Source organism: Buttiauxella brennerae ATCC 51605, assembly GCF_001654925.1.
Lineage (GTDB): Bacteria > Pseudomonadota > Gammaproteobacteria > Enterobacterales > Enterobacteriaceae > Buttiauxella > Buttiauxella brennerae.
On sequence record NZ_LXER01000001.1, the window covers coordinates 20,226 to 39,134 of the forward strand.

The following is an 18,909-nucleotide window of genomic DNA, read 5'->3' on the forward strand; positions in this document are numbered from 1 at the left end:
GGCGTGACTAAAAACCGGGCAGGGCGTGATGGACATTGTATTTATAGAGCAACTTACTGTAATCACCACGATTGGTGTTTATGACTGGGAACAAACGATCTCCCAGAAGCTGGTATTCGATATCGAAATGGCATGGGATAACCGCCAGGCCGCCAGCAGCGATGATGTAAATGATTGTTTAAGCTATGCCGATGTTAGCGAAGCAGTGATAAGCCATGTTTCTGGTGGTCGCTTTGCATTGGTAGAACGCGTTGCTGAAGAGGTAGCGCAATTGCTGCTGACTCGCTTTAACTCACCTTGGGTCAGGTTAAAAGTCAGCAAGCCAGGTGCTGTGGCACAGGCCGCGAATGTTGGCGTGGTGATTGAGCGTGGCGTTAATCTTAAACTCAGTAAATAAGTTCATCATAGTTAAACCAAAAGTAGGTAACCTGGTCTTAACTGTGATCTTTCGCGGCAGATGCCGCTTTTTTAATGTTTGTTTTTGGGGTTAGAGGATTTTTTTAATGAGCGATCTGCACTCGTTGGTTATTGCCGCGATTCTTGGTGTTGTCGAGGGGTTAACGGAGTTTTTACCCGTCTCGTCCACCGGCCATATGATTATTGTTGGTCATCTTCTGGGATTTGAAGGTGATACCGCGAAAACATTTGAAGTGGTAATCCAGCTTGGTTCGATCTTAGCTGTTGTGGTGATGTTCTGGCGCCGCCTGTTTGGCTTGATTGGCATTCATTTTGGCCGCCAGCCGCACGAAGGCACTGGAACAGGGCGTTTATCGCTGATCCATATCTTGCTGGGTATGGTGCCTGCTGTGGTTCTGGGGCTGGTATTCCACGATGCCATTAAATCACTCTTTAACCCTATAAACGTCATGTACGCATTAGTCGTCGGTGGCGTATTGCTGATTGTGGCGGAAGTGTTCAAACCTAAAGTTCCGCGTGCAGAAGGCGTGGATGACATGACTTATCGCCAGGCGTTTGCGATCGGTTGTTTCCAGTGTTTAGCTTTGTGGCCGGGTTTTTCTCGTTCCGGTGCGACTATTTCTGGTGGCATGCTGATGGGCGTTAGCCGTTATGCAGCGTCTGAGTTCTCCTTCCTGCTGGCGGTGCCAATGATGATGGGTGCCACGGTGCTGGATGTGTATAAGAGCATCGGCTTCTTAACCATGGCTGACCTGCCAATGTTTGCCGTTGGTTTTATCACGGCATTTATCGTTGCACTGATTGCGATTAAAACCTTCCTGCAAATTATCAAACGTATTTCGTTTATTCCTTTTGCGATTTATCGTTTTGCTGTTGCCGCAGTGGTGTATTTCGTCTTCTTCTAAAACGAATTATTTTTTAATAAAAGCCACTCACGAAGAGTGGCTTTTTTATTTGTTAGCACAAGATAACTGTAATGCAGAAATTGTGCGAAAAATCACATTACCCTGAATCATTACTGACTATTATCATCCATTCATATCTGGAGAGAATATGTCATCCATAGCCCTTAAATTTATCAGTTATTGTTTCTTGTGCCTGCTGGGGAAATTCAGCAGCGTGAGATCAGTGCTGGGTGGGCTTTGCTGTTTTAACTCAGTTCAGTCGTTAAGTGCTGCTGACGAATCTGAGCAAGAAAATAACGAAGATGAGTTTTCTGGTGGCTGGTCACGCTTGTGGGGTTGTGCGGGCGAAAGCCTGTTCGCCGCCTCGAAATGCCAGCCGAACCCGCCCGTTTCCAGCACCGTAAACCGCACAATTCAGGCACGACTGGTGACACAACTTCGCCATGAACTGGCGTTCAGTTTCTCCACCCGTAGTGTGCATCAATTACTGGTTTGCCACCGTTTGAGTGGCGAGTCAGACGCCAATTCAGATTCCAATAACACATTGTTTTACTGCTTAAAAAGCACAATGCGCCTCCCAGCCATTGTGCTTTTTTTATTGCCCATACCCTATATAAGAGAGAAATCATTATGTATATCGTTTGTGTAGCTGCTTGCCCAACAGGTGTTGCCCATACATTTATGGCCGCTGAAGCGCTGGAAATGACTGGCAAGAGCCGTGGTCATGAAATTAAAGTCGAAACTCAGGGCAGTATGGGGGCTGAAAACGAAATCACCGCAGACGATCTTGCCCGCGCTGATGGCGTGATCATCGCGGCTGATGTCGCTATCAACAACAAAGAGCGGTTTGATGGCATGCTGAAGCTGGAATGCAGCGTGGCAGACCCGATTAAGTTTGGCGATGCCGTCTTTGAAGCCATCGAGCAGGAGATAAATCATGGCTAAATTTCAGGGTGGCGGAGCGAAATCCTCAACGGGGACAGAAGTGAAAAACGCCATTATGACGGGCGTGTCCTACATGCTGCCGTTTGTCATTGCTGGGGCGGTGATTATGGGCATCGCCCGTATTGGCGCTTCGATGTATGGCATCGATAACATTTGGGATGCCAGCCATGAACAGGCGGCAAGCATCGTTGTGCAAATGCTGCATAAATTCGATGGCTTCGGCGGCCTGGCGCTGTCATTGATGCTGCCGATTGTGGCGGGTTACATCAGTTTTGCTATCGCCAATAAACCGGGTATTGCACCGGGCATGGTTGGTGGCTTGTTGGCCAGCAATCTTGGTACGGGTTTTCTGGGGGCACTGGCTGCGGGTTTCGTCGCGGGATATGTCGTCCGGCTGCTAACTGCGAAAGTTAAATTACCCCGCTCGCTCGCTTCCGCAGGGCCGATATTTATTCTGCCGGTGGGCGGCACGCTGCTGACCTGCATCATCATGGCGTTTGTGATTGGCACCCCGCTGGCAGCGCTTAACCACGGTATGGAAGCCTGGCTGCTGGCGATGTCAGGCACCAACAAAGTTATTCTGGCCGCAGTAGTCGGTGGCATGGTGGGCTTTGATCTTGGTGGCCCGGTAAACAAGGCGGCAGTCACTACGGCGATGGCGCTACTGGCTTCCGGTATTTATGACCCAAATACAGCAGCACAGGTGGCGATTATCATCCCGCCAATTGGTCTCGGTGTGGCTTCTCTTATCTGGAAGCACCGTTTCCCGGAATCTCTGCAAGAAGCAGGGAAAGCTTCCACATTGATGGGTTTAATCGGCGTGTCCGAAGGCGCGATCCCGTTTGCCCTGGCCAATCCTAAAATCATCATTATCAACGTAATAGGCACCGCAACGGGCGCGGCAATGGCAGTTGGTTTAGGGGCTGTTAACCACGCACCGATATCCGGTTTCTATGGCTGGCTCGCCGTGGATGGTTGGCCAATCTACATTCTTTCGATTGCCGTAGGTTCTGCCATCGTGGCGGTCGGTTCTTTGCTAGTGTTTCGTCAGTCGAATATCACAACCAGTAAACAAGAAAAGGCTACAGCACCGGCACCAAAATTTAAAGTGAGCCGCTAACCGTTTATTTAATGGTTCGCTAAAAAGAGAAAGGTAAATAACAGTGAGGCTTTTTAGCTTCAGGGTTCCCTGCATTTTAAATAAAGCCATGGCGGATTATTAAATATAGAGATTCGCCATGGTGAGGTTGATATATGAAAACGGTTCATCTGGTACAACATACACATTGGGATCGCGAATGGTATTTCACCGAGAATGATTCAAAAGCGGTGCTTTATTATTTTATGGACGATCTTTTGCAACGCCTGGAAGCGGATAAAACATTAGGGCCATTCGTTCTCGATGGGCAAACGGTAGTCATTGAGGATTATTTAAGTGTGGCGCCCGATCAGGAGATTCGGCTGCGTAACTTAATCGAACAGGGTCGGATTTTGATAGGCCCATGGTATACGCAAAGCGATTTTCTGGTCGTCGGCGCGGAGTCGATTACCCGCAATTTGCTGCTCGGCCACGCCGATTGCCAGCGTTTTGGCGAAACAATGCCGGTGGGTTATGTCCCTGATTCATTCGGCCAAAGTGCTCAACTTCCCATGTTCCTGCAACAGTTCGCAATCGACAGCGCCGTTATCTGGCGTGGCTGGAGCGAATACAACGTGCCGCACAGTGAATTTAGCTGGCTGAGCGCTGATGGTAGCAAAGTCACCACCGCCGTGCTGCCGTGGGGTTACGGCTGTGCCAAATGGCTGCCGGATGAACCACAGCAAGCCCAAAAAGCACTGGAAACAATTCTGGCGAAGCAAACCCGATTTTCATCTACCGACCATGTATTACTGCCAAACGGCAACGATCAGTCGCCGTTTGAATATCGCGTACCGGAGATGCTCGATAAGCTTAATCAGCAGCAGGATGAATATCGCTACGTGCGCAGCAGTTTCAGCCAGTTTTTTCAGGCACTGGAAAGTACCCAAATCGCGCTTCCTGTTTACCAGGGCGAGCTTATCAGCCCGAAATACATGCGTATTCATCGCGGCATTTTTTCGACTCGCGTGGACATTAAACAGCTGAATGCGCAACTCGAACAGACGCTCAGCCAGCATCTCGAACCCTTGCTGGCCGTGAACTGGCGGCTTGGCCTGCCGTATCCGCAAAGCGCGGTGGATAACATCTGGCGAGAAGCGATGAAATCTCACGCTCATGACAGCATCGGTGGTTGCAACTCAGACCGGGTGAACGCGATGGTCAAAAACCGCCTCGAGTCTGGCCTCGAAATGGCGAACCAGCTTATCGACCTGAATATGAAAATGCTCGCCGAAGGGATTACGGCGCAGCAAGACGGCAAGAAAATCATCATCTTTAATGCCCGCCCACAAACACGTCACGGGCTGGTTGAGCTGACCATTTTCACCCCCGAGCAAGATTTCCGTGTGGTCGACGGCGCAGGCCACGAATGCCGCTGGCAGATTGTTGAAGAAGGCCGCCAGGACATGTCGATCATTGTTCAGGAGCTCTCAAACAGTACTGAAACCACCTGGTATCGCAAATGCAAGTTGCTGCTTGAAGTGTCAGAGATCCCGGCATGCGGTTATCAGACGTTATATCTGCAAGAAGGTGTGAGCGCAGGATTTAGCCCGCAGGCTGCGGCGGTAGTTAAGCTCGAAAACGAATGGTTGCGTCTGGAGGCAGATGAACAAGGGGTTTTGACGCTAACCGATAAACGCAGCCAGCAGACTTACCACAATATTTTGCAGTTGGTGGACGGCGGTGACGCAGGCGACAACTACAACTACTCGCCACCTTTCGATGACTGGCTAATTAGCAGCAATGATTTCCTGACCTCGGTTCGTGGCGAGGAAGGACTTCTGCAAAGCTGTTTGACGCTGACCTGGCAGATGGCCGTACCGTCTGATCTGACTGCCCGCAATGAGCACCGTGCTGATGCGGAACTCGATATCAGCATGACGTTGACGCTCGCGCATAAAAATCGCTGGCTGGACGTGGCGATAAGCGTCAACAACACAGCGCACGACCATCGCTTGCAAGTTCTGCTACCAACCGGTGTTCAGCAGCATGTTCATTTTGCCGATCAGCCATTCGGCCTGATTGAGCGCCACAACCAGCCGCCGGAAATGGCGGTATGGAAAGAGGAGCAGTGGACGGAGGCGCCGGTTGCGCTCTATCCAATGCAAAGCCAGGTCATGATGCATGACGCTCATCGCGGGTTATGCGCGGTGACAGAAGGGCTGCGCGAATATCAAATTCCTGAAGACCGACAAGATGTTATCGCCGTGACCTTACTGCGCAGTGTCGGCTGGCTTGGGCAGGCGAACATGCCTTACCGCCCAGGTCGCGCATCCGGGATGGTGTTGCCGTCACCTGAGTCGCAAATACAAGGCATGCACCATTTCAAACTCAGTCTGCTTGCGATGAACAACGGTGCGGATAGCGCCTTCTGGCGTGATGTTGAGAACGCTCGCGGCAACCTGCATGCCTGGCTTGCCACGGGCTGGTCACGTTTTCGTACTAATCCGCATGGCCGCGTGTTCCCACCGCATTTCAGCGTGTTGAACTGGGACAGTGAACTTCATTTCAGCGTGCTTAAAAAAGCCCAGCACAGCGATGCGCTGGTGGTACGCGGCTGGAACCCAACGTTGGCTTCAATACCGTGTGGCGAAGTTATCACCAGCGGAACCATCACCCCGGCAACGCTTGCAGAAATTGCATTGGAAATCCATCAAGAAGCGGTGCCTACGTGCGCGCCAGCCACTTTTGTCATCACTTTTTGAGGGTGAGAAAAACATGCTAACACTCGATTTTATTTGTACTTTGCCCAATGGCATTCACGCTCGCCCGGCCAGTGAAATTGAACAGCGCGCACAGTCGTTTAGTGCTGCCATCACGCTGATAAACCTGAGTAAAAAAACGCAGGCCAATGCTAAAAGTGTGCTGGGTATGATTGGCGCGGATATTACCCACGGCGACTCGTGTCAGTTTCTGATTGAAGGCGAAGATCAGCAGGCTGCGTTTGAACAGCTTCAGGCATTTATGCGCGATGAGTTTGCCGGCTGTGATGAGCCGATGGAGCCATCGGCAGATACGCATATTCAGCCGCTTCCGGTATTTATTGAACATGCCCGCCCGAATCACCTGCGCGGTAACGGCGTCAGCAAAGGCATTGGGCGCGGTGTGCCGGTTCATATTGATTCCGTTGACCTTCAGGTACTCTCGCAGCAAGAACCTGCGACAGATGCCACCAGGCAACAGCAGCAACTGCGGGACGCCTGGGAATTAACGCAAGAAACGTTGTGCCATGCCGGGACGGGAGCTGAACAAGTGTTAGCCGCGCAGCTTAAATTGCTGAGCGACCCGGTATTCAAAACGTGCTTGCTCTCGCACACCACAGCACGTAACGCTTTGCAGGCTATCGCGCTTACGGTGCAAGAGTTGAGTCAGCCGTTGTTAAAGAGCAGCAGCCAGTATCTACGTGAAAGGGTCATCGACATTCGCGACCTGTGCCAGAGCATTGCCGCTAATTTATTGGGCAGGCCGCTTGAAACGCAACTGGCGCTCACTTGCGACAGCATTGTTATCTGCAACGGCACGCTGACGCCGGGGCAGTTTCTGCGACTGTGCAATCCGCACCTGAAAGGCATCGTGATGGGCGATGGCGGCGAAACATCGCACACCGTTATCCTGGCCCGTTCGTTTGGCATCCCTTTGCTGTGTGGTGTGACGCAAAGTGACGCCCTGACGCGCAGCGCCAACATGCTGATTCTGGACAGCCGCTACGGTTTGCTGGTGGCGAATCCTAATGAGGCGATGGAAAGCTGGTATCGGCTGGAATCGGCAAAACAGCAGGCGATTGCGCAGCGCAGTGCGCCGTTGCGAGAGCAGCAAGTTTCAACCGCTGATGGAACAAGGATCAGCGTTCTGGCGAACATCGCCCTGGCGGTTGAAGCGCAAAGTGTTTTTGCACACGGCGCGGATGGCGTCGGCCTGTTCCGTACAGAAATGCTTTTTTGCGAACGCAGCGAGGCGCCTGATGAAGAAGAACAATATCAGGCCTATAGCGGCGTACTCAGATGTGCCGCGGGCAAGAAAATCACCATTCGTACGCTGGATATTGGTGGGGATAAACCGTGCAGTTTTCTGGACCTACCCGCAGAAGAGAACCCGTTCCTGGGTTACCGCGCGGTGCGTATGTACCCGCAATTTCATGACATTTTCACCACGCAAGCTCGTGCATTGCTTCGGGCGAGTGCGGTTGGGCCACTGAATATCATGGTGCCGATGGTGGCAACGCTTGCGGAAATTCAGTGGCTGCACGGCCAGTTCCAGCACATCGCGCAAACTTTGCTGCAGGAAAATATTCCGGTTGGAGAATGGCATCTGGGCATTATGGTTGAAGTGCCTTCAACGCTCTATCTTCTGGAAAAAGCAGCTAACTATCTCGATTTTGTTTCGATTGGCAGCAATGACCTGGCGCAATATTTCCTCGCCTGTGACCGTGGAAACCCCTACGTTCGCCATCTTTATGACTACCGTAACCCGACATTCTTAGCGTTGATGCGCGACATTACGCAACGTGCACAGGCCGCCGGGCTTGCGATCAGCCTGTGCGGGGAAATGGCGGCAGACCGGCAAATGTTGCCGCTATTAATTGGCATGGGGCTGACGCAGTTAAGTATGGCCGCCGGGGCGATTACGCCATGTAAGGAAGCGCTCACTTCACTGAATGTTGGGCAGTGCCAGCAACTGCTGGAAACGGCTATTGGTTGTGAAAGTGGTGAGCAGGTTCTCGAATATGTTGAGCAATTTATTCGTTCGCAATCGCAAAAACCGGTACTGGCGCAGGAGCTATTGCTGCTGGATAAACAGGTAGCCAGCAAAGAAGAGGCCATCAAGTTGCTGACGGATAACCTGGAAGTGCAGCAGCGCGTGGTTTCCGGGGCGCTGGCAGAAAGGGCTATCTGGGATCGCGAAGCAGTATTTTCCACGGCACTGGGTTTTTGTGTGGCGATTCCGCACTGCAAATCTGCGCATGTCCTGCACAGCAGCATTTCTGTATTGCGCTTAAAATCGCCACTGAGCTGGGGGGAAGGTGTTGATGTCAAACTGGTTATCATGCTCGCGGTCAACGAACAGGAGCAGGAAAATCACATGAAGATTTTCTCGCGCCTGGCCCGCAAGCTGATGCACAGCGATTTCCGCGACCAGCTGCAGATGCTGTCAGATTCTGCTGCGATAACCGATTTGTTGGCTGCTGAACTGGCACTTTAACGGAGTTACCGGGCTATTTGAGCCCGGCTTTTTAACAGGGATTTTCAGCGAAATGACCTTAATAACTGCCTTGCCCGGCGAATCTCATGGTATTCGAAAACCGCTCGCTGTGCTGGCATGCGCCTTTTTTCTTTGGGGCTGCCTGACCAGTATTAACAGCGTGTTGATTCCATTTTTCTACCACTATTTTTCACTGACCTATCGCGATGCCATGTTGGTTAACGTCGCGTTTTACCTGGCACCGTTCGTTGCCTGTTTACCGTGCTCGGCATTGATGGCGCGTTTGGGTTACCGCATGACGTTAATACTGGCCATAGGGTTTGCCGTTGTCGGCTGTTTATTGATGGCGCTGGCGATGTGGCTTGTTCAGTTTTCATGGGTGCTGGTGGCTATTTTCATTCTGGCGATTGGTGTTGCAGCGATGCAGGTGGTGGCGAACCCTTACGTCACGCGTTTAGGGCCTGAGGAGACGGCGGCTGGCCGGTTAAGCGTCGCCTCAGCGATAAACTCTACGGGCACGACGGCTGCACCGTTGCTGGTAGCGGGAATATTGGTTCTCTTTCCGGTCAGTCTTGCGGCTCACCAGGAACCGGTTCGTTGGCTTTTTCTGGCACTTGCGGCGCTGGCTTGCGGGTTGATTGGCTTGTTGTATTGTTGCCATTTGCCTGATTTCCGTCAGGGTCAGATACAGCGTTTGAATCACAGCGCCAAAGAGCTGTTCCGTGAAACACATTTTGTGATGGGGCTGCTGGCGATTTTTACCTATGTCGGCGTGGAAGTGGCGATTGGCACTACCGCATTGAGTTACCTCAGCGACGCCTCTTTAGGGGCACTGAGCATGCAGCAAGCGACCTCACTGATTGCTATCTACTGGGGCGGCTCACTTGCCGGACGGATGCTTTATGGCATGGTGGCACACCGCGTTAATGCGGTGAGCGCTTTTCGCATCGCGACTGCCATTGCGGGCATGCTGGTCGGCCTTGCGATAGTGTCTGGCAGTCGTTGGGGGGGAATATGCTTGCTGTTAGTTGGCTTGATGAATTCGCTGATGTACCCGGTGATTTTCTCGCAAAGCGTGCGCAATCTCGGGGATAAAACTAGCCTTGCATCTGCCTTCCTGATCATGGCAGGGATAGGCGGTGGCGTGTTGCCATTTTTGCAGGGCTGGATGATGGACGTGATTGGTTTGCGCCTGAGTTTTCTGGTGCCGTGTGCCGCTTATCTGTTGTTGCTGTTGGTTGGCCTGAAGATGCGCCAACCGGCAGCGGCTAGCTCGCAGGCGGCATAACCAGCCCGGCTTCTTTTTTCCACGCTTCAACAGCGGCAATACGGCGGCGCGTTAATTCATCACGAATCGCCGGGCCGCTGAAACCATCATCAATCACTTCTTTATTGGTGACGCTTTGCGCCACAACCCATGCTGCCCGCAGCAACCTGCCCTGAGGATAATCACTGGCTTCAAAACCGGTGCGCCCGCGGGCATCGGCTTCGCTGGTTAACGCCATCTGTTCGACGCGCTGTGGTTTGCGCCACGCGTCGATGGCATCGAATAATTTGATGATAGTTTTTGGCTGGAGGATAGACATCGTATGAATGAGGTCATGATATTCCGCCACCAGTCTGGCGAGATCGCGAATTTCATTTGGCACGCGCATCCGCTGGCATAACTGCTCGACAAGTTTTACCCCTGCCGGGCCATGGCCATGGTGGCGAGGCCAGAACTCTTTAGGTGTCAGACCTTTGCCAAGATCGTGGCACAGCGTGGCAAAGCGCACGTCAACTTCCGGGCTAAGCTGCGCAGCAATCGCCAGTGTCATCAGAACGTGAATACCGGTGTCGATTTCCGGATGCCACTTTTCAGGAGCAGGCACACCGAACAGCGCGTCGATTTCCGGGAACAGGACTTTCAGCGCACCGCATTTGCGCAGCACATCGAAATAAACTTGTGGGTTACGGCTGGTGAGGGCATTTTCAGTCTCTTTCCAGACGCGTTCCGGTGTGAGGTGCTCAAGTTCGCCGTTAGCCGCCATCGCGGACATCAGCGCCTGAGTTTCCGGGGCAATCTGGAAATTGAGATGAGCATAGCGTGCAGCAAAACGCGCGATGCGTAAAACGCGTAGCGGGTCTTCATTGAAAGCCGGTGATACATGGCGCAGCAGGCGTTTTTCGATATCGGCACGCCCGTTGTACGGGTCGATAAATTCGCCGTGCTCGTCCTGGGCAATAGCGTTGATAGTCAGGTCACGGCGCAGCAAATCTTGCTCAAGCGTGACATCAGGCGCGGCATAGCAGGTAAAACCTGTGTAACCCTGGCCTGATTTACGCTCGGTACGCGCTAACGCATACTCTTCACGAGATTTTGGATGCAGAAACACCGGGAAATCTTTCCCAACCTGTTGGTAGCCAGCATCCAGCATCTCTTGCGGGGTTGCCCCAACCACCACCCAATCTTTATCTTTGACCGGTAATCTCAACAACCCATCACGTACTGCACCACCGACCAGATAAATCTTCACGCTTTAATGCCCCTGCATCCGTTAACCAATGACGATAATAGCTAAGTGTAGGATACAGGGTTGCGAATTAGTTCATCCAGCGATCTTTCTTCTTACGGCTTGGGATCATGTGCGGCAGTAATAAACCGAGCAGCAGACCGAAGCCTGCAACACCGCCGCCATACATAAACCACTGCATGATGATGGCGCGTTGCTTGTCATCCAACTGAACATTCGCGGCATCAACTTTCTTCTTCGCGACGATTAGCTGGTTTTTAAGCTGTTGATTCTCTTCTTTAAGACCGGTGATGACACTGTCGCTTTGTGCCACTTTCTGCTGCATTTCAGCCGTGCGCTGATTCCAGGTGGCATCAATATTCGTGAGCTTGTCAGTCAACGTTTTGACCTGGTTTTCAAGGTCCGGTACACGCGTGCGCAGGCTTGGATTGGTGCTCAGCTGCGCCAGCGGAATCCAGGAGGTACGGCCGTTACTGTCGCGTACCTGGCCATATTTAGTTTCTTCATTGCTTTGCAGCAAGGTCACTTCTTCGCCCGCATTTACGGTGCCAAGCAAGCGGTAATTATCCCCAGGACCACTACGCACCCAGGTATTCAATTCGTCAGATACATAACGTTTTTCATCGGCATGAGCCACTACGGAAACGCTAAGGGAGAGCAAAGTAAGGCAAATTAGGCGGAATTTGTGCATGATTTCGTCGTTATTGTCATAAATAGTGGAACGATAGTAGTGGCATCAGTCTGACGGCGCAATCCGTAAACCTGAATGAGAATCATCCTGGTGTGAATTTGACCAATTGCTCACAGCTTGTGGTGCGTCAAAATACGCGCCACTCATGGTAATTTGGCGAAAAATATTATCTACTGACCGCTATTGTGAGACTAAGTTCGCCGGGCGTTAGCTCGATGTGACACAACTAAAAGTAAAAAGACGATGACTCAGGAAATCGAACTCAAATTTATCGTTAATCCAGCTGAACTGGATTCTCTTCGTAATACATTAAATTCGCTGGAAAGCCAACATAGCGAACCCCGCCAGTTGCTCAACATCTATTATGAAACCGCCGACAACCAGTTGCGCCGTCATGATATGGGCTTACGCATCCGTGGCGATAACGGCCGCTATGAAATGACGATGAAAATCGCAGGCCGCGTCACTGGCGGGTTGCATCAGCGCCCGGAATACAATGTTGAGCTTAGCAAAGCTGAACTTGATTTATCGCTGCTTCCAGAAGAAATCTGGCCAGAGGGCCTGTCTCCGAAGGATTTACAGTCCCAGCTTAACCCACTCTTCAGCACCAATTTTGCCCGTGAAAAATGGGTAGTGACGCACGGTAAAAGCCGTATCGAACTGGCGCTAGATCTCGGTGAAGTGAAAGCGGGTGAACTGGCCGAGCCATTGTGCGAGCTGGAGCTGGAATTACTCGAAGGCGAAACGGTAGACGTTTTAGCTTTTGCAAAGCAACTGGTCGCTCAACCGGGTTTACGCCAGGGTAGCCTGAGCAAAGCAGCACGCGGCTACCATCTGGTGCAGGGAAATATGGAAAGAGAAATTAAGCCGTTAACGGTGTTACGCGTTGCGCCGAAAGCGACGGTTGAACAAGGGCTGGAAGGTTCACTGGAACTGGCGCTTAGCCACTGGCAATACCACGAAGAACTGTGGTTGCGTGGCAACGGCAAAGCGAAAGCACAAGTACTAGAAGCAGTTGGCCTTGTGCGCTACGCACTGGCGCTGTTCGGCGGCATTATTCCACGCAAGGCGAGTACGCAAGTTCGTGAACTGGCCGCAACTTACGAAACGATCCTGGCTTCAGACCTTAAAGCGCAGGAACTGGCTTTTAGTGCGGAAAGCAGCCAGGCCAAACTGGCGCTGACCGAGTGGCTGGTAGGCCGTCAATGGCAGAAATTCACCGACGAAAAAGCTAACGTCAAACTGGCGGGTTCATTTAAACGTTTTGCAGATACCCATCTTTCACGTCACGCCGCAGAGCTGAAAGAAACTTTCCTGCGCCCATTGGGTGACAGCTATGCTGACCAACTGCCGCGTCTGGCACGTGAAACGGGTTCTATCCGTCTGCTGGCGGGTGTTTATGATGATTCGAAAACACAGCCATGGCTGGATAACTGGCAAGGGCTGCGTCACGCCATTGCGACTCGCCAGCAAGTAGAAATCGAACATTATCGTAATGAATCTATCTCGCAGGCTCCTTTCTGGCTGCACAGCGGGAAATAATTTACCCGTCTTATTTCAGGTTGCAGGGCTGTTGGCTGCAACCTGAATTATTGAGGGGATATTCTTTCTAAGGGACACAACCATGATGTCGCAAGCGCCACTTTTACAGCAGCATTTGCAGGCGGCGCTGGCGCGCCTGCCACAAGAGATTGATCGCCAGACGTTAAGCCCTGAGGCTCAGGCTGTTCTGGCGTTTAGTGATTTTGTTTGTGACAGCATGGCGGCCTATCCCGCATGGCTTGAAGAATTACAGCAGTCTCCACCGCTTGCCGACGAATGGCAGCACTACGCGACCTGGTTGCAGCAAGCGTTGCAGGGGGTCGATAGTGAACCTGCATTAATGAGCGCACTGCGCCTGTTCCGCCGTCGCATGATGGTGAGAATTGCCTGGTCACAGGCATTGCAGCAGGTGCCGACTGAAAGCTCCCTCCAGCAATTAAGTGCCCTGGCAGAAACGTTGATTATCGCCGCCCGTGACTGGCTTTATGCAGCATGCTGCCGCGAGTGGGGCACGCCGTGTAACCAGGCGGGAGTCCCTCAGCCGCTGATGATCCTCGGAATGGGCAAACTTGGCGGTGGGGAGCTGAATTTCTCCTCCGATATCGACCTGATTTTTGCCTGGCCGGAAAACGGTTCAACCCAGGGCGGGCGCCGTGAACTGGACAACGCCCAGTTCTTCACACGCCTCGGCCAGCGCCTGATTAAAGTCCTCGACCAACCGACTCAAGACGGCTTTGTTTATCGCGTCGATATGCGCCTGCGTCCGTTCGGTGACAGTGGTCCGTTGGTGGTGAGCTATGCCGCATTAGAAGATTATTACCAGGAACAAGGCCGCGACTGGGAACGCTACGCGATGGTTAAAGCGCGTATCATGGGCGATAACGATGACGCGTGGAGCCAGGAGCTGCGCAACATGCTGCGGCCGTTTGTCTTCCGTCGTTATATTGATTTCAGTGTTATTCAGTCGCTGCGAAACATGAAAGGGATGATTGCCCGTGAAGTGCGCCGCCGAGGGTTGACCGATAACATCAAACTCGGCGCGGGCGGCATTCGTGAAACTGAGTTTATCGTCCAGGTATTCCAGCTGATTCGTGGCGGGCGCGAGCCATCTTTGCAGTCGCGCTCTTTGCTACCGACCCTTGAAGCTATCCAGCATTTACACCTGCTGCCAGAAGAAGATGCCGTAAAACTCAATGCGGCCTATTTATACCTTCGCCGTCTCGAAAACCTGCTGCAAAGCATCAATGACGAGCAAACGCAGACTTTGCCTGGCGATGAGCTGAACCGTGCTCGCCTGGCGTGGGGCATGAATGCGCAAAACTGGGACGAGCTGCAAGTCACCTTGCAACAGCATATGAGTGCCGTGCGCCAGGTGTTTAACGAATTGATTGGCGATGACGAACCGGAACCGGGCGAAGATAAGCTCGCTGAAGCCTGGCGTGAGCTATGGCAGGATGCGCTGGATGCTGATGTGAACACGCCGGTTCTCGAGCATTTAACGCCGCCAGCGCGGGGTGAAGTTTTACGCCTGGTGAGTGATTTCCGCCAGGACACTGACAAGCGCACCATTGGGCCGCGTGGCCGTCAGGTGCTGGATCAGCTGATGCCACGCTTGCTGTGTGAGGCCTGTTCCCGCAGCGATGCACCGTTGCCATTGTCTCGTTTAACACCGCTGTTACTCGGCATAGTTACGCGCACGACTTATCTTGAGTTGCTGACGGAATATCCGGGGGCGCTTAAACACCTGATCACGCTGTGTGCTGCATCACCGATGATTGCCAGCCAACTGGCGCGTTACCCGCTTCTGCTCGATGAACTGCTCGACCCGAATACCCTTTACCAACCGACCGCCACTGACGCTTATCGTGATGAGTTACGCCAGTATTTGCTGCGCGTGCCGGATGACGATGAAGAACAGCAGCTAGAAGCGTTGCGCCAGTTTAAACAGGCGCAACTGTTACGTGTGGCGGCGGCTGACATTACGGGCACACTGCCGGTGATGAAAGTGAGTGACCACTTAACCTGGCTGGCTGAAGCGATGATTGACGCTGTTGTCCAGCAAGCCTGGGCGCAAATGGTCTTGCGATACGGCCAGCCAAAGCACTTGCAGAACCGTGAAGGGCGCGGTTTTGCGGTTGTCGGCTACGGCAAACTCGGCGGCTGGGAGCTGGGTTATAGTTCCGATTTGGATCTGGTATTCCTGCACGATTGCCCATCGGATGTCATGACCGATGGCGTACGTGAAATTGATGGTCGCCAGTTCTATCTGCGCCTCGCACAACGTGTCATGCACTTGTTCAGCACCCGTACATCCTCAGGTATTTTGTATGAAGTGGACGCACGTTTGCGCCCGTCTGGCGCGGCGGGAATGCTCGTCACCACCACTGAAGCCTTTGCTGATTACCAGCAAAACGAAGCCTGGACCTGGGAGCATCAGGCCCTGGTGCGGGCGCGAATTGTCTATGGTGACCCACAGCTTAAGCAGGAATTTGACGCGATTCGCCGCAAGATTTTGTGTGTGCCGCGTGAAGGTGAAAAACTCCAGACTGAAGTGCGGGAGATGCGTGAAAAAATGCGCGCGCACCTGGGCGGGAAAACGCGTGAACGCTTTGATATTAAAGCCGATGAAGGTGGCATTACTGATATTGAATTTATCACTCAATATCTGGTGTTACGTTATGCGGCGCAGGCCCCAAAACTAACACGTTGGTCTGACAATGTGCGCATTCTGGAATTAATGGCGCAAAACGACATCATGAGTGATGACGAAGCAAAAGCGCTGACGCATGCTTACGTCACGTTGCGCGATGAACTTCATCACCTGGCATTGCAAGAGCTGCCAGGGAACGTGGCAATGGATACCTTTACTCAGGAACGTGAACAGGTATTGAAAAGCTGGCAAACGTGGCTAACTGAGCCGCAAACACGCGCATAAGATTAATTGTGATATTATCCGCGACAAAATTTTATCCCTCTCTGGAGAGTCAGGAATGAAAGTAACGCTGCCCGAATACAGCCGTGCAGGCGTCATGGTAGTTGGTGATGTGATGCTGGATCGCTACTGGTATGGCCCTACAAGCCGCATCTCCCCGGAAGCTCCGGTACCTGTAGTTAAAGTCGATAACATTGAAGAACGCCCTGGTGGCGCGGCTAACGTGGCAATGAACATTGCTTCTCTGGGCGCGAATTCTCGCCTGGTAGGCCTGACGGGTATTGATGACGCTGCGCGAGCACTCAGCCAGACGCTGGCCGGTGTGAACGTTAAGTGCGATTTCGTTTCAGTGCCGACTCATCCGACAATCACCAAACTGCGTGTACTTTCCCGCAACCAACAGCTGATTCGCCTCGATTTTGAAGAAGGCTTTGAAGGTGTTGATCCGGAACCTTTGCACGAGCGTATTAGCCAGGCTTTGCCGCACATTGGCGCGCTGGTGCTTTCTGACTACGCAAAAGGCGCGCTGGCAAGCGTTCAGCATATGATTAGCCTTGCGCGTGCTGCAAACGTTCCTGTGCTTATCGATCCGAAAGGAACCGACTTTAATCGCTATCGCGGTGCTACGCTGCTAACGCCAAACCTCTCTGAATTTGAAGCGGTTGTTGGCAAGTGTAAGAACGATGAAGAGCTGGTGGAACGCGGTATGAAGCTCATTGCTGAATACGATCTTTCTGCTTTGCTGATCACCCGTTCTGAACACGGCATGACGCTGCTGCAACCGGGTATTGAACCGTTCCATCTGCCGACGCAGGCGCAAGAAGTTTATGATGTGACCGGTGCCGGTGACACGGTCATTGGCGTACTGGCGGCAACGCTTGCTGCGGGTAATTCGCTGGAAGAAGCGTGCTACTTTGCCAATGCAGCGGCAGGCGTAGTGGTCGGCAAACTGGGTACTTCGACCGTTTCCCCAATTGAGCTGGAAAACGCAGTGCGTGGTCGTGCGGATTCAGGTTTTGGCGTGATGACCGAAGCTGAGTTAAAAGTTGCTGTGGCGAACGCGCGTAAACGCGGTGAAAAAGTCGTAATGACTAACGGCGTTTTCGACATTCTTCACGCAGGCCACGTTTCGTATCTGGCGAACGCACGCAAACTTGGCGACCGCCTGATTGTTGCGGCAAACAGTGATGCTTCAACCAAACGCCTGAAAGGTGAAACCCGCCCGGTAAACCCGCAGGATCAGCGCATGATCGTGTTAGCAGCACTGGAAGCGGTGGATTGGGTAGTACTGTTTGAAGAAGATACTCCGCAACGCTTGATTGGCGAGATCTTGCCTGACCTGCTGGTCAAAGGTGGCGATTACAAACCGGATGATATTGCCGGGAGTAAAGAAGTCTGGGCCAACGGTGGTGAAGTGATGGTGCTGAACTTTGAAGATGGGTGTTCAACCACCAACATCATTAAAAAGATTCAACAAGACAGTCAATAAGTAACATGCCAGCCCGGTAAATTATTGGGCTGGCTTTATCTTTATATCCGCAATATTAATGGCCCGCTTTATTTGGCGTGGTATCAATAAACGGTAGTGTGCCGGTTGGCAGCATCGTTGTTGGCAATACTCCGTTCCAGCGTTCTGCTTTGGTTAATTCAATTAAATTTTGGTTGCTGGCTAAGGCGTCTGCACGGGCTTTGATTGCTTCCGCTTCTGCCTGTCCGCGTAGACGAGTCGCTTCGGCTTCGGCTTTTGCATTGGCTAATTGGGCATCGGCTTCTGCCTGCGCTTGAGTGACGCGGATTTGTGCCTGAACTTGTTCAGTCGCCAGTTCCTGCTCACGTGTTTTGACCTGAACTTCGGCGGTCATCCTGGCTTCCACTGCTTTTTCATACGCATCGCTGAAGTCGATATTCTCAATCTGCACGCTGTCGATAACAATCGGGCCGATAACGTTTTTCTTTATTGCACTGGAAATTTCATTCACCAGTTGCAAACGATGTTGCACTGCGTCAACGGCGGTAAAACCACCGAACACATTCTCAACCTGCGTGGGAACCTGGCGGCTAATTAGACGATCATTAAGTGAAGTCAGATTCTGATACTGGCTGTAGACTTTCGTCACGTCTGACGGTGGAACATGCCATGAGACGGAAACCTTCAGTGTCGCGGCTTGCTGGTCTTTGCTATAGGCCTGCAATGAATCGTATACCGTAACCTGGCTCTGTACGGAAATAAGTTTTACGCTTTCGAAAAAGGGGATTTTGAAAGAAAGACCAGGTTCGATGGCTTCAATGACCGCACCATTTCGTAATAACACGCCGCGCTCGGTTTCATCAATGGTGTACCACGACCCGAATGCCATGCCGATAATAACAATGGCCGCCATTGCGCCACCGATCATTTTTAATTTTGATCCGGGCGCACCTTTAAAATGCGTCATTAATTGATTTTCCATTTTTACTTCCGTTGTAGACGTTCTGAATATCACATTAGAAAAATGTAGGCTTCTTGCAGTCTATTTTGCTGCGGAGGAGGATTGTGAAATGTATGAAAATTAAGAAATTAAATCAACGGATAGCCAGATCAAGGGATTGATGCGTGAGGCACATTAACCTTCAAAAACAAATGGTTA

Annotated in this window: 14 protein-coding genes; 11 read left to right on the forward strand and 3 right to left on the reverse strand. The window is 52.1% G+C overall.

Going from position 1 to position 18,909, the window contains the following annotated elements; genetic code table 11:
• Positions 1 to 28: 28 nt before the first annotated feature.
• From folB to M975_RS00120, 8 genes are all read left to right on the forward strand, one after another.
• A complete protein-coding gene (folB, locus tag M975_RS00085; RefSeq protein ID WP_064516056.1) occupies positions 29 to 397 on the forward strand; it encodes a bifunctional dihydroneopterin aldolase/7,8-dihydroneopterin epimerase in 369 nt (122 codons plus the stop codon).
• Positions 398 to 503: 106 nt separating this feature from the next.
• Positions 504 to 1,322 carry an undecaprenyl-diphosphate phosphatase gene (gene bacA, locus M975_RS00090; protein WP_064516058.1) on the forward strand — a complete coding sequence of 273 codons (819 nt, stop codon included), beginning with the start codon at positions 504 to 506 and terminating at the stop codon, positions 1,320 to 1,322.
• 148 nt (positions 1,323 to 1,470) lie between these two features.
• Positions 1,471 to 1,971 (forward strand): hypothetical protein, encoded by a 501-nt coding sequence (locus M975_RS00095; protein ID WP_064556559.1) that lies wholly within the window; start codon positions 1,471 to 1,473, stop codon positions 1,969 to 1,971.
• Complete coding sequence (locus M975_RS00100; protein ID WP_064556560.1) at positions 1,953 to 2,267, forward strand: PTS fructose transporter subunit IIB; 315 nt, start codon at positions 1,953 to 1,955, stop codon at positions 2,265 to 2,267. Before M975_RS00095 ends, M975_RS00100 begins: the two co-directional genes overlap by 19 nt.
• The gene (locus M975_RS00105; RefSeq protein WP_064556561.1) at positions 2,260 to 3,387 is read left to right on the forward strand and encodes a PTS fructose transporter subunit IIC; all 1,128 of its coding nucleotides are present in this window, start codon (positions 2,260 to 2,262) and stop codon (positions 3,385 to 3,387) included. The genes M975_RS00100 and M975_RS00105 overlap by 8 nt, the downstream gene beginning before the upstream one ends.
• Before the next feature lie 134 nt (positions 3,388 to 3,521).
• The gene (locus M975_RS00110; RefSeq protein WP_064556562.1) at positions 3,522 to 6,110 is read left to right on the forward strand and encodes a glycoside hydrolase family 38 N-terminal domain-containing protein; all 2,589 of its coding nucleotides are present in this window, start codon (positions 3,522 to 3,524) and stop codon (positions 6,108 to 6,110) included.
• A gap of 13 nt (positions 6,111 to 6,123) precedes the next feature.
• Positions 6,124 to 8,604 (forward strand): phosphoenolpyruvate--protein phosphotransferase, encoded by a 2,481-nt coding sequence (gene ptsP, locus M975_RS00115; RefSeq protein ID WP_064556563.1) that lies wholly within the window; start codon positions 6,124 to 6,126, stop codon positions 8,602 to 8,604.
• A 52-nt stretch (positions 8,605 to 8,656) separates the two neighbouring features.
• Positions 8,657 to 9,892: an MFS transporter gene (locus tag M975_RS00120; RefSeq protein WP_064556564.1), complete on the forward strand. Its 1,236-nt coding sequence runs from the start codon at positions 8,657 to 8,659 to the stop codon at positions 9,890 to 9,892.
• On the opposite strand, the gene M975_RS00125 is transcribed toward M975_RS00120, so the two are convergent.
• A complete protein-coding gene (locus M975_RS00125; protein ID WP_064556565.1) occupies positions 9,873 to 11,120 on the reverse strand; it encodes a multifunctional CCA addition/repair protein in 1,248 nt (415 codons plus the stop codon). The two genes, M975_RS00120 and M975_RS00125, sit on opposite strands and share 20 nt — an antisense overlap.
• Before the next feature lie 67 nt (positions 11,121 to 11,187).
• On the reverse strand, positions 11,188 to 11,808 hold the full coding sequence (locus M975_RS00130; protein ID WP_064556566.1) for a TIGR04211 family SH3 domain-containing protein: 621 nt from the start codon (positions 11,806 to 11,808) through the stop codon (positions 11,188 to 11,190).
• A gap of 243 nt (positions 11,809 to 12,051) precedes the next feature.
• Here M975_RS00130 and M975_RS00135 point away from each other — a divergent pair, with 243 nt between their 5' ends.
• From M975_RS00135 to hldE, 3 genes are all read left to right on the forward strand, one after another.
• Positions 12,052 to 13,350 carry a CYTH domain-containing protein gene (locus M975_RS00135; RefSeq protein WP_064556567.1) on the forward strand — a complete coding sequence of 433 codons (1,299 nt, stop codon included), beginning with the start codon at positions 12,052 to 12,054 and terminating at the stop codon, positions 13,348 to 13,350.
• 85 nt (positions 13,351 to 13,435) lie between these two features.
• Positions 13,436 to 16,285, forward strand: a complete 2,850-nt coding sequence (gene glnE / locus M975_RS00140) for a bifunctional [glutamate--ammonia ligase]-adenylyl-L-tyrosine phosphorylase/[glutamate--ammonia-ligase] adenylyltransferase (RefSeq protein WP_064556609.1) — start codon at positions 13,436 to 13,438, stop codon at positions 16,283 to 16,285.
• 55 nt (positions 16,286 to 16,340) lie between these two features.
• On the forward strand, positions 16,341 to 17,771 hold the full coding sequence (hldE, locus tag M975_RS00145; protein ID WP_064556568.1) for a bifunctional D-glycero-beta-D-manno-heptose-7-phosphate kinase/D-glycero-beta-D-manno-heptose 1-phosphate adenylyltransferase HldE: 1,431 nt from the start codon (positions 16,341 to 16,343) through the stop codon (positions 17,769 to 17,771).
• Positions 17,772 to 17,826: 55 nt separating this feature from the next.
• On the opposite strand, the gene M975_RS00150 is transcribed toward hldE, so the two are convergent.
• On the reverse strand, positions 17,827 to 18,732 hold the full coding sequence (locus tag M975_RS00150; RefSeq protein ID WP_083967817.1) for a prohibitin family protein: 906 nt from the start codon (positions 18,730 to 18,732) through the stop codon (positions 17,827 to 17,829).
• Positions 18,733 to 18,909 lie beyond the last annotated feature (177 nt).

Coding starts and splice junctions, on each gene's coding strand:
- folB (WP_064516056.1), top strand. CDS start 29: ATGGACATTGTATTTATAGAGCAACTTACTGTAATCACCACGATTGGT.
- bacA (WP_064516058.1), top strand. CDS start 504: ATGAGCGATCTGCACTCGTTGGTTATTGCCGCGATTCTTGGTGTTGTC.
- M975_RS00095 (WP_064556559.1), top strand. CDS start 1,471: ATGTCATCCATAGCCCTTAAATTTATCAGTTATTGTTTCTTGTGCCTG.
- M975_RS00100 (WP_064556560.1), top strand. CDS start 1,953: ATGTATATCGTTTGTGTAGCTGCTTGCCCAACAGGTGTTGCCCATACA.
- M975_RS00105 (WP_064556561.1), top strand. CDS start 2,260: ATGGCTAAATTTCAGGGTGGCGGAGCGAAATCCTCAACGGGGACAGAA.
- M975_RS00110 (WP_064556562.1), top strand. CDS start 3,522: ATGAAAACGGTTCATCTGGTACAACATACACATTGGGATCGCGAATGG.
- ptsP (WP_064556563.1), top strand. CDS start 6,124: ATGCTAACACTCGATTTTATTTGTACTTTGCCCAATGGCATTCACGCT.
- M975_RS00120 (WP_064556564.1), top strand. CDS start 8,657: ATGACCTTAATAACTGCCTTGCCCGGCGAATCTCATGGTATTCGAAAA.
- M975_RS00130 (WP_064556566.1), bottom strand. CDS start 11,808: ATGCACAAATTCCGCCTAATTTGCCTTACTTTGCTCTCCCTTAGCGTT.
- M975_RS00135 (WP_064556567.1), top strand. CDS start 12,052: ATGACTCAGGAAATCGAACTCAAATTTATCGTTAATCCAGCTGAACTG.
- glnE (WP_064556609.1), top strand. CDS start 13,436: ATGTCGCAAGCGCCACTTTTACAGCAGCATTTGCAGGCGGCGCTGGCG.
- hldE (WP_064556568.1), top strand. CDS start 16,341: ATGAAAGTAACGCTGCCCGAATACAGCCGTGCAGGCGTCATGGTAGTT.
- M975_RS00150 (WP_083967817.1), bottom strand. CDS start 18,732: ATGGAAAATCAATTAATGACGCATTTTAAAGGTGCGCCCGGATCAAAA.